This is a genomic window from Bacillus sp. JK106 (assembly GCF_053663355.1).
Genome location: NZ_JBSJQC010000002.1, coordinates 973,356 through 986,871, shown reverse-complemented (window position 1 = coordinate 986,871; position 13,516 = coordinate 973,356). Strand labels below are relative to the sequence as shown.

Here is a 13,516-nt window from a genome sequence, read left to right as displayed (position 1 = left end):
ATTAAACCTCCTCAGCGACCGACAAGTTTTCATTTTCTAAAATATTGCTTTCCTCATCTAATCCGAAGGCAACATTCTTTTCAATCCATTTTCTTCTCGGTTCTACTTTGTCTCCCATTAATGTCGTTACACGGCGCTCTACCCGTGCCGCATCGTCGATCTTGACTCTGACGAGCGTTCGCGATTCGGGATTCATCGTCGTTTCCCAGAGCTGGTCTGCGTTCATTTCTCCCAGACCTTTATAACGCTGAATGGTATAACCTTTGCCGACTTTCTTTAAAACGCCGTCCATTTCTTCGTCGGACCAAGCATATTCAATAATCTCTTTCTTACCGCTTCCTTTGCTCACTTTGTAAAGAGGCGGAAGCGCGATGAAGACTTTTCCGTGCTCAATTAAAGGTTTCATATAGCGGTAGAAAAACGTTAACAGCAAGACTTGAATGTGCGCGCCGTCGGTATCTGCGTCCGTCATGATGATGATCTTGTCATAGTTGATGTCGTCTATATCAAAATCTGCGCCGACACCGCCGCCGATCGCATGAATAATCGTATTGATTTCTTCATTTTTGAAGATGTCTGCAAGCTTTGCTTTCTCTGTATTGATGACCTTTCCGCGAAGGGGCAGCACGGCTTGGAATTTCCGGTCTCTTCCCTGTTTTGCAGAACCTCCCGCAGAGTCTCCCTCCACCAGATACAATTCATTCTTCGCCGGATTTCTGGAACCGGCCGGTGTAAGTTTTCCGCTCAGCGTCGCTTCTGATTTTTTGCGCTTTTTGCCGCTTCTCGCTTCTTCTCTCGCTTTACGGGCCGCTTCACGGGCCTGACTTGCTTTAATCGCTTTTTTGACAAGCAGGGTTGCCGTATCGCGGTTTTCTTCCAAGAAATAAGCAAGATTCTCAGAAATGACGGCATCCGCGGCGGATCTCGCCTCACTTGTGCCGAGCTTCCCTTTCGTCTGGCCTTCAAATTGCAGCAGTTCCTCCGGGATACGGACGGAAATGATTGCGGACAAACCTTCCCTGATATCGGCGCCTTCAAGATTCTTGTCTTTCTCTTTTAAAAGGGCGACCTTTCGCGCATACTCGTTAAACGCTCTTGTCATTGCCGTTTTGGCTCCTGATTCGTGGGTGCCGCCGTCCTTTGTTCTGACGTTATTAACGAATGACAGCATATTTTCTGAATACCCGTCATTAAACTGAAACGCGAAATCGACTTCAATGTCATGATGCTCGCCTTCAAAGGAAACGACTTCGCATAAAGCGTCTTTTTCCTCGTTTAAATAAGCGACAAATGCTTCAATTCCGTTCTCATAATAAAATACTTCTTTTACGCCGTTCCGTTCATCAATTAATTCTATTTTCAAACCTTTTAACAAGAAAGCCGATTCGCGCAGACGTTCTGACAGCGTGTCAAAATTATAAACCGTTGCGCTGAACATTGACGGATCAGGTTTAAAATGGGTAAGCGTTCCCGTTTTTTTGGTCGTTCCGATTTTTTCAAGTGAAGTCACGGGCTTGCCGCCGTTTTCAAACCGCTGTTTATAAACATATCCGTCACGCTCAATAGTAACTGTCAGCCACTCCGATAACGCGTTTACGACAGATGCGCCGACACCATGCAGACCGCCGCTTGTTTTATAGCCGCCCTGTCCGAATTTCCCCCCGGCATGCAGCACGGTGAAAATAACTTCCGGCGTCGGCTTTCCGAGCTTATGCATCCCGGTCGGCATTCCGCGTCCTCTATCCTGTACAGAGATGCTGTTGTCCTTATGTATCGTTACGATAATATGATCTCCGTAGCCGGCAAGAACTTCATCGACGGAATTGTCGACGATCTCATATACCAGATGGTGCAGGCCGCGTGCGTCCGTCGAACCGATGTACATTCCCGGTCGTTTTCTGACGGCTTCCAGGCCTTCAAGCACCTGTATGGCATCTTCGTTGTAATCAAATTGCTGTTTTCTAGCCAAACGTACAAACCCCTTTCAAAAAACCTGCTCTTAATCATTCTCTTTTTTAAATGTTTTCATGTCTTTGTTTTTCAGTATGCACAAGCTTCGGTCCAATTCTCCTCGGACTCACAATTATAACCAATATGCTTGATTTCGCAACATATTTAAGCGAATGGCTCGTTTTTTAGGCCGCAAGACATACATTCGAACGGCTTTTCATCTTTTTGGTGCCCTTTTCGGCAGATAAGAACATGAGTTCGCTTTCTATTATATAGCTTTATGCCGGCCATCGCAAACAGACTGTAAACCCCTGTATAAAGGGGTTTCTAAAAAAGCTGTTCATGCTTTATTGTATCTGTTTCATCATCATACGCAAAGAGTATTCTTTCAATAAAAAAGCAAAAACCCCTGATTTGCCAAGGATTTTTGCCTTTTTTGTTCCTATTTTATAACAGCGCGGGCGACTTTTATACATAAATCCATAACAGCCGTCCGTCCTTTGTCTGTAATCATGCGATACGCTTCTTCATTTGCAAGGCCCTGCTGCGCCCAAAAAACGGGAGCCTCCGTCTGTAAAAATTCTTCAGCAACGCCGGGAAGCTGCTCAGAGCGTCTGAACACATTCACGATATCAATCGGTCCCTCCACGTCTTTTAACGAAGCAACGGCTTTAACGCCAAGCGCCTCATCAATCGTTGGGTTGACGGGAATAATTTCATACCCTTCATCCTGCATCGCTTTGGAAACCATGTAAGAAGTCCGGTCGGGACGGTCTGACAGCCCGACGACTGCGATCCGTTTGCTCCGGTCCAGAATTTCTTTAATCTCTGATTTTGAAGGATTTTGCATCTTTACCATCTCCTTTTGATATATTGTACATGACCGCTTCGCCGGAATCAAAAAAAGCGCTTTGTCAGCTTAATTCTCAAAAAACTTGTCATCAGACGGTAACAACTCGTGTTAAAATAGAGTGAAGGGACATTGAAAAGGAGAAATGTAGATGTTGATTGCTTTATTGATTATTTTGGCCTATGTAATAGGCAGCATCCCGTCAGGTTTAGTCGTAGGCAAACTTGCGAAAGGGATCGATATTAGAGAACACGGAAGCGGCAATTTGGGCGCTACAAATGCTTTTCGCACGCTTGGCGTTAAAGCGGGATCTGTCGTCGTCGCAGCCGATATTTTAAAAGGCACCCTGGCCGCAGCGCTCCCATATTTACTGCACGTCCCCATTCATCCTCTTCTCGCAGGGGTGGCAGCAGTGATCGGCCATGTATTCCCGGTGTTCGCAAAGTTTAAAGGAGGCAAAGCCGTAGCCACATCAGGGGGCGTCCTGCTGTTTTATGCTCCGCTGTTATTCGTTACGATGGTTGCAGTATTTTTCGTATTTTTATTCCTTACGAAATTTGTTTCTCTGTCTTCAATGTTAACAGGGATTTATACGATTATTTACTGTCTGTTTGTAAAAGACCCTTATTTATTAATCGTAGTGACGCTCTTGACCGCGTTTGTTATCTACAGACACAGGGCAAACATCAAACGGATTATAAACAAAACAGAACCGAAGATCAAATGGTTTTGATGAAACTTCAATTTTGACATCAAAATGCCATATGCGTTTATAATAGAGATAATTTCTTTATATGAGAAACAAAAAGGGAGTGTTCCGGATGAACATGAAAGTAACGAAAGGCGCGCTGGATTGGTACAAAGAAGAGCTCGATCTGGAAACAGGCGACCATGTCCGTTTCTTTGTCCGTTACGGGGGATGCAGCAACGTTCAGAAAGGCTTTTCTCTCGGCATTTTAAAAGACCGGCCGATGAACATCGGCACCAGCACGGAAGTTGAAGGCATTACCTTTTTTATTGAAGAAAGCGACTTATGGTACTTTGATAATCACGATTTGTCAGTCACATATTCAGATCAGGCAGAAGAGCCGGTATTTGATTACGTGTAAAAAAAAGAACGCAGCGGATGCGTTCTTTTTTTACAGCCTGAACCTTTTGAGATGATCAGTCAGACGTTCTTTTTCTAATATGCTTCTTTGCGTATCACCGAGCAGGTCAAAGTGGGGAAATTCATTTTTATGGTGAATCCACTCCGGCTTCAGCCCGTACTCCGCTCCCCATCTGATCAGTTTATTGAGATCGCTTGAACCGGCCTTCGTCACGGTCTTAGCCTCCGGAAAGCGGTCGTCCAGCCAGTAATGCGTTAAAAAAGCGATTTTACCTTCCGATACATCCCGCTTCCATCTTTCCAGTTCCTTACGCGTAATTCCAAATGCCATAACTGCAGCCGCTCCTTATTTTTTTGCCTTTTCGTAAGCGGCATGCCAATCAGGAAAAGCCTTGCGAAACTGAATCGGTTTGAAGCTCTCTTTATCAACGCATATATGAGAGGATGTCGCTTTGATGGCAAGTTCTTGATCCGGATTATAGATGTGGTAGCCGTAAACGGTTTTAAATCCGTTATATTCTTCAATCCAAGTATGTACGACAGCCGTTTCTCCGTAGCGGAGCGGCTTTTTATAAGAAATGCTGATATCCAATACAGGGGACAGCACTCCTTTATCTTCCATATCTTTGTAAAGGAATCCGAGTTCCTTAATCAGCGCCGTTCTGCCGACCTCCATCCAGACTAAGTAATTGGCATGATAGACGATGCCCATTTGATCTGTTTCCGCATAACGCACTTCTATTTCTTTTTTTGACACATGCAACGTTCTCTGCTCCCTTTTTATCAGATTAGCCCCATTTTATCACAACGAGCCGGAAAGAGAAAAAAACCAGGTTTCCCTGGTTTTTATTATGATTGATAGCCGTTTTCTCTTGCAGCCGATTCATCCTGAATTTCACTGCGGAACGATTCAATGCTTTCATTGCGTCTGGCATTCTTCTCTTGAATGCGCTGTTTTTCCTCATCTGTCGCAAATTCCATTGATTCTTTCGCTTCTTCTATATTTTCAATTGTATTCTGCACCATATCCTGCAGCTTTTCAACGTTATCGGAACGGTCATCCGGATTCGGTTTTTGATCATTGTTTGTCATAATGTCTGCTCTCCTTTGATGATGTTATTCGCCTTTCGTCTGCATGACAATCGGATGTCCGTTTGACTTGTCATGAAACTTTTCCCCTTTATTGCGTTTATATTTAACGGGTTTTGTCCCTAAGTGGCTCGGAGCGTATTGCGGCTGGCCGTCTTTCTTGTTTATGCCCATGTTCATCCCTCCTTAAGAGTATATTTTGCAAAAGGAGGTGTAAACATGACTGCAAATTAAAGGTTATTTTTGTTTGAACCGCTGCTCCAGCTTTTCTTCAAGCTGATTCAAATATTCCGTATTGGTCATCAGCTCACGTTTATTTTCCATAACCAATTCATGAAAAGAACGTTTTCGCATTTTTTTCAATCTTCTCACCTCCGTGTTTTCATTCATTTTTTCCAATTTTTCAAAACCTAAGCCCTTTACAATAAAAAACTGAACCCCTATTTGAGATCCAGTTTTTCTTTCATTTCTTTTTTTGTCATCGTGCCTACGCGAATATGCTGAATGGTTCCTTTTTCGTCTAATATGTATGTTGTCGGATAAGAAAGCACGTTGAAATCCCCGTTAATTCCGCTTTTGTCAATCAGAATAGGAAAGGTCAGCTGATAATGATCAGCAAATGATTTCACAGCCTGTATATTTTTTTCAGAGGACGTAAAATTAACGGCTGCTACCGCAATATCAGGATATTCTTTCTGCAGCTCCTGCATATCGGGCATTTCCATTCTGCACGGCTTGCACCACGTCGCCCAGAAATTGAGGAGCACTTTTTTTCCTTTATAATCAGAAAGGGAGATACTTTTTCCTGACAATGTATCAAGTGTAAAGTCAGGGGCTTTCATCCCTTCTTCTGTCCCTTCTTTCGGACTTTTTTGCACAGAATAAATGTTCCAGCCCGCATACACTAACAACCCGATAAGTAACATTCCGCCCAGCCATTTCGCAAGCATCTTAAGGCCTCCCGCATAAAAAGAGAGAAAGCAGACTGCTTTCTCTCCTTTGTTCATTCTGCTACTGTTTCATTTTATCGCGAAGCACCATTTGTAAAATGCCGCCGTGGCGATAGTAATCAATTTCCACTTCACTGTCGAAACGGACAACGACTTCAAACGTTTTTACCGTACCGTCTTCACTGATTGCTCTGACAGTCAGCAAGTCGCGCGGACGTACAGATTCATCAACATCCACCTCAATGACTTCCTTACCGGTTAAGCCGAGTGTATCCGCGTTTTCACCCTGTTTGAACTGGAGCGGCAGCACACCCATGAAGACGAGGTTGCTTCTGTGAATTCTTTCAAAGCTTTCGGCAATAACTGTTCTGATGCCGAGCAGGTTTGTTCCTTTTGCAGCCCAGTCACGTGAAGAGCCCATTCCGTAATCTTTTCCGGCCAGGACAACAAGACCCGTTTTATCTTCTTTATACCGCATGCAGGCATCATAAATAGATGTCACTTCCCCGGTAGGCCAATGTGTTGTGTAGCCACCTTCTGTACCCGGTGCGATTTGGTTTTTAATGCGGATATTGGCGAATGTTCCTCTCATCATGACTTCATGGTTTCCGCGGCGTGAGCCGTAAGAGTTAAAGTCACGAGGAGAAACGCCTTTTTCCTGCAGGTATTTGCCCGCCGGTGTGTCTTTTCCGATCGCTCCGGCCGGAGAAATGTGGTCAGTCGTCACGGAATCGCCGAATTTGCCGACAACGCGAAGTCCTCTTAAAGGCTCAACTTTTCCCGGCTCTACAGACATTTCCTCAAAGAACGGCGGGTTTTGAATGTAAGTGGAATCCTGGTCCCACTTATACAGCGCTTCATCCGTCGTTTCGATTTCGTTCCAGCGCTGGTTGTCGTCAAATACCGTTTCATACTCTTTGCGGAATAATTCCGGCGTAACAGTCTGTTTGACGAGAGAATTGATTTCATCCATGGACGGCCAGATGTCATCGAAATAAACATTTTGTCCGTCATTTCCGACGCCGATCGGATCCGTTTTCAGGTTGATGTTTACAGTTCCTGCCAATGCGTATGCGACAACAAGCGGCGGTGACGCAAGGTAGTTTCCTTTGACAAGCGGATGGATCCGGCCTTCAAAGTTTCTGTTACCCGACAGGACAGAAGTGATCAAGAGATCATTTTTAGCAACCGCTTCTTCAATCTCTGGAGAAAGCGGGCCGGAGTTCCCGATACATGTCGTACAGCCATACCCTACAAGGTTAAAGCCGAGCTCCTTCATGTAAGGAAGCAGGCCTGAGTTGACTAAGTATCCAGTAACAACCTTAGACCCCGGTGCAAGTGAAGTTTTCACATAATTCGGCACTTTCAATCCTAATTCTACCGCTTTTTTGGCTACCAATCCGGCACCGATTAATACATAAGGGTTTGATGTATTCGTACAGCTTGTAATAGCGGCGATTGCAATCGCCCCTGTTTTCATAACCGCTTCTTCGCCGCTGTTAAGTTTAAAAGAAATTTCTTTGTTCTCTTCAGCAGCATCCGCTCCGAATCCTTGGTTTCCGGCCGGGCTGACAAGATGTTTTTTAAACGTTTCCTGCATAACGGAAAGCGGGATTAAATCCTGCGGACGTTTCGGGCCTGAAAGGTTCGCTTCGATTTTAGACAGATCAATTTCCACAACGTCTGTAAAAATCGGCTCTTCCGCGTCAGGCGTATAGAATAAACCGTTGTTGCGGCAGTATGCTTCCACAATATCGATCTGCTCTTCTTCACGGCCGGTCAGACGCAAGTAAGAAAGTGCTTCCTCGTCAACCGGGAAGAATCCGCAAGTCGCTCCGTATTCCGGCGCCATATTGGCAATAGTCGCCCGATCCGCAAGCGGAAGCTCAGCAACACCAGGACCGAAGAATTCAACAAATTTATTGACTACGCCTTTTTCACGCAGCACTTGAGTGACTTTCAGCGCCAAGTCAGTCGCCGTCGTTCCGTTAGGCAATTTCCCGACAAGTTTCGCGCCGATGACCTCAGGAACAGGGAAATATGAAGGCTGGCCGAGCATTCCCGCTTCCGCCTCAATCCCGCCGACACCCCAGCCGAGAACGCCGATTCCGTTAATCATTGTTGTATGGGAATCAGTTCCCACCAAAGTATCAGGATAGGTCACAAGTTCTCCGTCTTCCTCTTTCGTATGGACAACACTTGCCAAAAACTCAAGGTTTACCTGGTGAACGATACCTGTTGCAGGCGGAACGGCCTGATAATTGTTAAACGCTTTCTTTGCCCAGCTTAAAAATTTATAACGTTCTGCATTTCTTTCGAATTCTAAGTCCATATTAATGGCTAACGCGTCTTCCGTACCGGCTTTGTCGACTTGTACGGAGTGGTCAATGACCAGGTCAACCGGAATTTCAGGATTGATTTTATCAGGGTCTCCGCCGACAGAGGCCATGGCTTTTCTTAAAGATGCCAGGTCAACTACGGCCGGAACGCCGGTAAAGTCCTGTAGAATAACCCGTGACGGTTTAAACGGCACATCGATATCTTTTAATTCAGCAGTACCCCATCTTGCTAAATTTTCAACATGTTCTTTTGTAATGACGCGTCCGTCTACCTGACGCAAAACGGATTCCAAAAGAACCTTAATAGAATAAGGAAGTTTTGAAACATTGCCGACCCCTGCGTCTTCCAATGCTTTTAATGAATAGTAGTTGTATGTTTTCCCATTTGAAGAAAATGTTTTTCTTGCTTGGAAAACGTCTTGTGTTGCGACTTTTTGCTGATTTGTCATTCTCCAAAATCCCCCTTCAATGATCAAGATCGTTCTTTAGATGAATGTTCACATTCCATCACAATTTTCTCACAATTTCATCTTAGTATAAAATCATACATAAGTAAATATCAATGTTTTTATTAAATACAATAAGATCGTCTTATCAGCATGATTTTCGGTAAATTTTGTCCGATTTTCCGCCTCATACAACGGGCTGTAAAGAGCCATATTAATGTTGAGGTGATGATCATGGTAAAACGGAAAGCCAATCATGTAATTAACGGCATGAATGATGCGAAAAGCCAAGGCAAAGGCGCGGGTTATATAGAAAATGACCAGCTCGTCCTGACGGAAGAAGAACGGCAGAACAATAAAAAAAGAAAAACAAACCAATAGCCGGAACACCTTAAAAAGGAGGCTTTAACATGACAAATAAAAACACAAGTAAAGATATGCATAAAAATGCTCCGAAGGGCCATAACCCCGGCCAGCCGGAACCGCTGAGCGGAAGCAAAAAAGTGAAAAACCGCAACCATACAAGACAAAAACATAATACAAGCCACGATATGTAAAACAGACCCCGGTGTCTGTTTTTTTGTGCCATTCACCCATTCAAAGCTTCTGCATACGTTATAGCAAGGCTTTTTAATATGGAGGAATGCTTCCATGAATCACTCAAAAAACGCTGAAGAATTTGATGATACGGAAGAATGGCTGCGGCAGTTTTACGAGGACCCGTATGCTTGGTATGACGAGACGCTGCCGATCGATCTATATGAAACAAGCCGTCAATATATCATTGAAGCCGACCTGACGGCGCTGAAGCAGGTGCAGGCGATCACCGTCACCCTTTCGGGAAATGAGTTTATGCTCTCTGTTAAAACGCTTGAACGGACGTTAAACAAACAAATGGTGCTTCCTTTTTATCTGAATGACAAACATATTTTCACTGATTTCACCAACCAAATTCTGACCGTCTCCATGAACAAGGAGCCAAATGAGACTCCTTCCTCATTTTCCTTTCAATTTCCTCTATAACATAAAAAAGCCGCTTTCATCCCTCAATGGAAGCGGCTTTTTTGTCCGGTCATATCAGTCATATACCCTAAAAGTGAATCTCCCATGGCCAAATAGCAGAATCACTATACGATAGAATATGTTCTAGCAACCGGAATGACTGGACATCTATCATTTTTTCTATTCTTTTTTTCATGTGTTCTTCTATTCTGTCTTCGTTTACAATATGGTTAAAGTAAGGAGGAGATAGAACAATGCTAGAAGGCTGGTTTATGTGGTTTATTTTATTTTGGGTCATCCTGATGATCGGATTGCTGTCTATCGGCGGGTTTTTTATGTTTCGAAAATTTTTAAAACGCTTACCGAAAGAAGACGGCCGGTCAGAACTGGATTGGCAGGACTATTATATTGAAAAAAGCAGGCACTTATGGAATGCGGGTGACAAGGCGTTTTTGGATGAATTGGTCGCTCCCGTGCCGGAGCTCTTTCGGGATGTAGCCAAAGCGAAAATCGCCGGAAAAATCGGTGAACTTTCCTTAGCGGAGGAAGCTGAACAAATAAACCGTGATTTAATCATCAGGGGTTACATACTCGCCACTCCTAAGCGTGATCATCAATTTTTAAAAAAGCATCTTCGCGAAAAACAGATTGATCTTACTCCTTATCAAGCCCTGCTCAAATAAAAAACCTTTCCGGCGGACGGAAAGGTTTTAATTCATCTGAATATCAGCGGTCTTCAGTTCATTAGAAAGTTTGCGGTAAGACATAAACATCGCGATGCGCCACGGGACAATCATTCCGAAAGCCAGAATCCAAAACATTCCGCTTAAAGCTCCGTAATCAATCGTCGTGCTCAAAATGGATTTCATAGCGATTCTGATAACCAGCAAACCAATCAGGATAAACACAAACGCTTTTGACCGTTTTAAATAGATTTCATTATTTTTAATCTCAAATTTAGATGTTTTAATCAGAAAAATAGAGAAGATCACGCCCAGCGTAATGGCCTCCAAAAATTCTTCGCCCGTCACTCTGAAAATTGGAAAAAGGAACATAAGCGCTCCCGTACTCATGAAAATCGGCGGGAGAATTATTTTTTTAGGTGAAGCGGGCTTGTCGGAGGCTTTAATCCTGACGATCATCACGGAAATTGCCATGGCCGCTGCAATAACGGATGAAATTATAATCATCATCTTTATCATTCCTTTGCTTGCACGGAGTTTGATACTATATACTATACTCCAAAAACATAAAAAAAACCAATTTGAAAAGAGAACACGTTTACGTTCCCGTTACCCGGCCTACGGCCTCCAGCACTTTAGATGCTTCAAACGGTTTAACGATAAAGTCTTTAGCGCCTAATTCAATCGCTTCCAGAACGATCCGCTGCTGCCGCATGGCGGTGCACATGATGATCCGGGCTTTCGGGTCAAAAGCTAAAATATCCTGCAGCGCCTGTATACCATTTTTGACCGGCATGGTAATATCCATTGTCACCAGGTCGGGACGGATTTTTTGATATACTGCCAGGGCTTCCTCGCCGTCAGCCGCTTCCCCGGCCACTGTGTAATTTGCCGATTCCAGAATCTCTCTGATTTTCACCCTCATGAACTTGGCGTCATCTACAACTAAAACTCGTGTCATATTCCCCTCCACATATTTAACATTAACTAGTCTTATTGTACCAAAAACGAAAGGGTATATAATAGTTCAAAAGTTATTAATCTGTTACAGACCCGTAAATCCTCCGAAAAGATTTGACAGAACGATCAGAATGTAGCTCATCCAGTTAAAAAACAGCATAACTCCGATCAGAATCATAAGAATGCCGCCGATTTTCATGATAAGCAGCTGATGCTTGCGAATCCAATTCATTCTGGTAATAAAAAATGAAAGAACAAGAAAAGGAATCGCAAAACCGAGAACATATAAAAACATATACGGCACTGCTGAAGAAGGATTTGTATTTGCCAGCGAAAACACGGCTCCTAAAATAGGCCCGCTGCACGGCGACCATCCGGCTGCAAACGCAAGACCGATCAGAACCGAACCGATAAACCCCTCCGGACGGCGCTTAAAGTGAATGCGCCGCTCTTTCATCATGAATTTCGGCTGAAACACGCCAGCAGTAATCAGCCCGAAAAGGATCAGCATGATAGCGCCGAACTGGCGGATCGCTTCATGATATTGGGTAAAAAAACTGCCGATAAACGAAGTTCCATATCCCAATGCGATAAAAATCACGGAGAAACCAAGCAAAAAACAAAGTGTATGCACGAGGCCACGCTTTTGCAGCATCACCTTTTCTGTTTTCACCTCGTCCATACTGACACCAGTTATGTAAGATAAAAAGGCGGGGTACAGCGGCAGACAGCATGGAGAAATGAAAGACAGAAATCCGGCCCCAAACGTCAGAAAGTAATTAAAACTCACGATGACACACTCCCTTCGAGTTATGACAAAATCATTTCATTTTTTTAACACTTTCCCGAGAAGGATTACTTTTTATAGAAAAAGCTTATATAATTTAATTTGACATCGAGATATTATACTCCTTCTTATTTGAAAAACAGTATAAATGTGGATATAATAATAGCGACTCAGGTGAAAGATTTATGTATGAAAGGATATATCCCTGTGATTAGAGAGCATCTATTAAATGAAATTGAAAAAAAACGGGCAGAGCTGCTTAAAATCGTCATGACAAACGGAATGACATCAAACATTACGATAGAACTCAGCCAGGAGCTTGACCACCTTCTCATACAATACCAAAAAGAACTGCACACCGGCAGTTGGGGTGAAACATGACGCCAAAATAAAAAACCCTCTCCGGGTTTTTTATTTTTATAACCATGTATCTCTATATCATAATCTGTACGTATTATTTCGCTTGATTATTCATGGCTTTCATCATTTGATTAATTTTCTTTTGAGAAGGTTTCATTCCCATTTGCATCATCATCATGCGTAACATTTGTTCATTAATAGGCGGATTCTTTTTCAAATAGCTCATCATATATTTACGAGCAATAAAAAACCCGAGTGCAACACCTATGAGCAATGCGACAACGCCCACTAGGATGCCAACCCATAAAGTCATTTTATTTCCTCCTTCATGTTGTCTAGTTTAAAGTGTACTAAACCAAAGGCTATTATACAACATTTACATCTCTTTTTCCTCGTTTTTAGACAAAATTTCTTTCTCTGACCGGATTTAACCACCCGTAACGCCGTGTCTTGAAATCCATTGCAAGAAAACAGGGGCTGATTTTACGCAGAATCTCAAAGAAAATCGTTTCCGCCTCATAATCTCCCGAAGCCGCAATCTCAATTAAACTGTCTTTCATCATGAAGGTGGCGCGGCCCTTTTCTCCGGGCAGTGTAAGCCGGTAAATGGAATCCAAACGGCTGTAACTCATTCGGTTTAAATGCAGCTGGAGATGCTGATGCATATGTATCACCGGAATCGGTTCCGTTATATATTGAACTTGCTTTTCTGTCATTTGATATTCCTGGGGTGTCAGATCTGTCCAATGATAGTCTCGAAACAACTCAAACATAGCCGTTTCCCGCCCGAAGTAGTGGTTCGCAAACTCATCCTTTATCAGGTGCGTATAGTAATGACGTTCCATTTCCTCATCCCCTTCTACAGCGCTTCGTTATTGCTTTCTATTATACAAAAGGAGAAAAGAAAGAATTGTCTATTACTGTTACGCCGCCCCTTCTATTTTTGTCGCATAAACAGGAAAAAGAGGATGATTTGACTCATCCTCTTTTGT

General features: G+C 43.4%; 21 protein-coding genes. 7 read left to right on the top strand and 14 right to left on the bottom strand.

All coding sequences use genetic code 11. The features are described from left to right. Position 1: 1 nt before the first annotated feature. On the bottom strand, positions 2-1,969 hold the full coding sequence (parE, locus tag ACWJJS_RS10135; RefSeq protein WP_014305073.1) for a DNA topoisomerase IV subunit B: 1,968 nt from the start codon (positions 1,967-1,969) through the stop codon (positions 2-4). Positions 1,970-2,392: 423 nt separating this feature from the next. Beyond that, a complete protein-coding gene (locus tag ACWJJS_RS10130; protein ID WP_454023529.1) occupies positions 2,393-2,800 on the bottom strand; it encodes a CoA-binding protein in 408 nt (135 codons plus the stop codon). A gap of 151 nt (positions 2,801-2,951) precedes the next feature. Here ACWJJS_RS10130 and plsY point away from each other — a divergent pair, with 151 nt between their 5' ends. Beyond that, positions 2,952-3,533 carry a glycerol-3-phosphate 1-O-acyltransferase PlsY gene (plsY, locus tag ACWJJS_RS10125; protein WP_065180807.1) on the top strand — a complete coding sequence of 194 codons (582 nt, stop codon included), beginning with the start codon at positions 2,952-2,954 and terminating at the stop codon, positions 3,531-3,533. An 88-nt stretch (positions 3,534-3,621) separates the two neighbouring features. Further along, positions 3,622-3,909: a HesB/YadR/YfhF family protein gene (locus ACWJJS_RS10120; RefSeq protein WP_007410318.1), complete on the top strand. Its 288-nt coding sequence runs from the start codon at positions 3,622-3,624 to the stop codon at positions 3,907-3,909. A 30-nt stretch (positions 3,910-3,939) separates the two neighbouring features. On the opposite strand, the gene ACWJJS_RS10115 is transcribed toward ACWJJS_RS10120, so the two are convergent. The 7 genes from ACWJJS_RS10115 to acnA form a co-directional block, all read right to left on the bottom strand. Further along, positions 3,940-4,239: a hypothetical protein gene (locus tag ACWJJS_RS10115; protein WP_007611759.1), complete on the bottom strand. Its 300-nt coding sequence runs from the start codon at positions 4,237-4,239 to the stop codon at positions 3,940-3,942. A 15-nt stretch (positions 4,240-4,254) separates the two neighbouring features. Beyond that, positions 4,255-4,671, bottom strand: a complete 417-nt coding sequence (locus tag ACWJJS_RS10110; RefSeq protein ID WP_070081885.1) for a YbgC/FadM family acyl-CoA thioesterase — start codon at positions 4,669-4,671, stop codon at positions 4,255-4,257. An 86-nt stretch (positions 4,672-4,757) separates the two neighbouring features. Beyond that, complete coding sequence (gene tlp / locus ACWJJS_RS10105) at positions 4,758-5,000, bottom strand: small acid-soluble spore protein Tlp (RefSeq protein WP_003153975.1); 243 nt, start codon at positions 4,998-5,000, stop codon at positions 4,758-4,760. Between the two features lie 24 nt (positions 5,001-5,024). Next, a complete protein-coding gene (locus ACWJJS_RS10100; protein ID WP_003153977.1) occupies positions 5,025-5,171 on the bottom strand; it encodes an acid-soluble spore protein N in 147 nt (48 codons plus the stop codon). A 63-nt stretch (positions 5,172-5,234) separates the two neighbouring features. Continuing rightward, positions 5,235-5,360, bottom strand: a complete 126-nt coding sequence (locus ACWJJS_RS10095) for an FbpB family small basic protein (protein WP_012117651.1) — start codon at positions 5,358-5,360, stop codon at positions 5,235-5,237. 77 nt (positions 5,361-5,437) lie between these two features. After that, positions 5,438-5,947, bottom strand: coding sequence for a TlpA family protein disulfide reductase (locus ACWJJS_RS10090; RefSeq protein WP_003153980.1), 510 nt, complete (start codon positions 5,945-5,947; stop codon positions 5,438-5,440). 61 nt (positions 5,948-6,008) lie between these two features. Further along, entirely contained in the window at positions 6,009-8,735 is a 2,727-nt protein-coding gene (acnA, locus tag ACWJJS_RS10085; RefSeq protein ID WP_070081882.1) for an aconitate hydratase AcnA, read from the bottom strand. 231 nt (positions 8,736-8,966) lie between these two features. Between acnA and sspO the strand changes: the two genes are divergently transcribed. From sspO to ACWJJS_RS10065, 4 genes are all read left to right on the top strand, one after another. Next, positions 8,967-9,113: an acid-soluble spore protein SspO gene (sspO, locus tag ACWJJS_RS10080; RefSeq protein WP_003153982.1), complete on the top strand. Its 147-nt coding sequence runs from the start codon at positions 8,967-8,969 to the stop codon at positions 9,111-9,113. A gap of 29 nt (positions 9,114-9,142) precedes the next feature. Then, a complete protein-coding gene (locus ACWJJS_RS10075; RefSeq protein WP_003153984.1) occupies positions 9,143-9,289 on the top strand; it encodes a small acid-soluble spore protein P in 147 nt (48 codons plus the stop codon). Between the two features lie 94 nt (positions 9,290-9,383). After that, positions 9,384-9,755: an Hsp20/alpha crystallin family protein gene (locus ACWJJS_RS10070; protein ID WP_102422677.1), complete on the top strand. Its 372-nt coding sequence runs from the start codon at positions 9,384-9,386 to the stop codon at positions 9,753-9,755. Positions 9,756-9,988: 233 nt separating this feature from the next. Beyond that, entirely contained in the window at positions 9,989-10,417 is a 429-nt protein-coding gene (locus ACWJJS_RS10065) for a DUF2621 domain-containing protein (RefSeq protein WP_146283483.1), read from the top strand. 27 nt (positions 10,418-10,444) lie between these two features. On the opposite strand, the gene ACWJJS_RS10060 is transcribed toward ACWJJS_RS10065, so the two are convergent. From ACWJJS_RS10060 to ACWJJS_RS10050, 3 genes are all read right to left on the bottom strand, one after another. Then, on the bottom strand, positions 10,445-10,936 hold the full coding sequence (locus ACWJJS_RS10060) for a CcdC family protein (protein ID WP_088005392.1): 492 nt from the start codon (positions 10,934-10,936) through the stop codon (positions 10,445-10,447). A gap of 79 nt (positions 10,937-11,015) precedes the next feature. Next, complete coding sequence (locus ACWJJS_RS10055) at positions 11,016-11,378, bottom strand: response regulator (RefSeq protein WP_007410327.1); 363 nt, start codon at positions 11,376-11,378, stop codon at positions 11,016-11,018. An 84-nt stretch (positions 11,379-11,462) separates the two neighbouring features. After that, entirely contained in the window at positions 11,463-12,170 is a 708-nt protein-coding gene (locus ACWJJS_RS10050) for a cytochrome c biogenesis protein CcdA (RefSeq protein WP_088056486.1), read from the bottom strand. 201 nt (positions 12,171-12,371) lie between these two features. On the opposite strand from ACWJJS_RS10050, the gene ACWJJS_RS10045 reads away from it, so the two are divergent. After that, positions 12,372-12,545 (top strand): aspartyl-phosphate phosphatase Spo0E family protein, encoded by a 174-nt coding sequence (locus tag ACWJJS_RS10045; RefSeq protein WP_012117647.1) that lies wholly within the window; start codon positions 12,372-12,374, stop codon positions 12,543-12,545. A 73-nt stretch (positions 12,546-12,618) separates the two neighbouring features. Here the strand turns inward: ACWJJS_RS10045 and ACWJJS_RS10040 are convergent, their stop codons facing one another. Together ACWJJS_RS10040 and sirA are read right to left on the bottom strand one after the other, a co-directional pair. After that, positions 12,619-12,837, bottom strand: a complete 219-nt coding sequence (locus ACWJJS_RS10040; RefSeq protein ID WP_003153994.1) for a YneF family protein — start codon at positions 12,835-12,837, stop codon at positions 12,619-12,621. A gap of 85 nt (positions 12,838-12,922) precedes the next feature. Beyond that, on the bottom strand, positions 12,923-13,369 hold the full coding sequence (gene sirA / locus ACWJJS_RS10035) for a sporulation inhibitor of replication protein SirA (RefSeq protein ID WP_069013573.1): 447 nt from the start codon (positions 13,367-13,369) through the stop codon (positions 12,923-12,925). Positions 13,370-13,516: the final 147 nt, after the last annotated feature.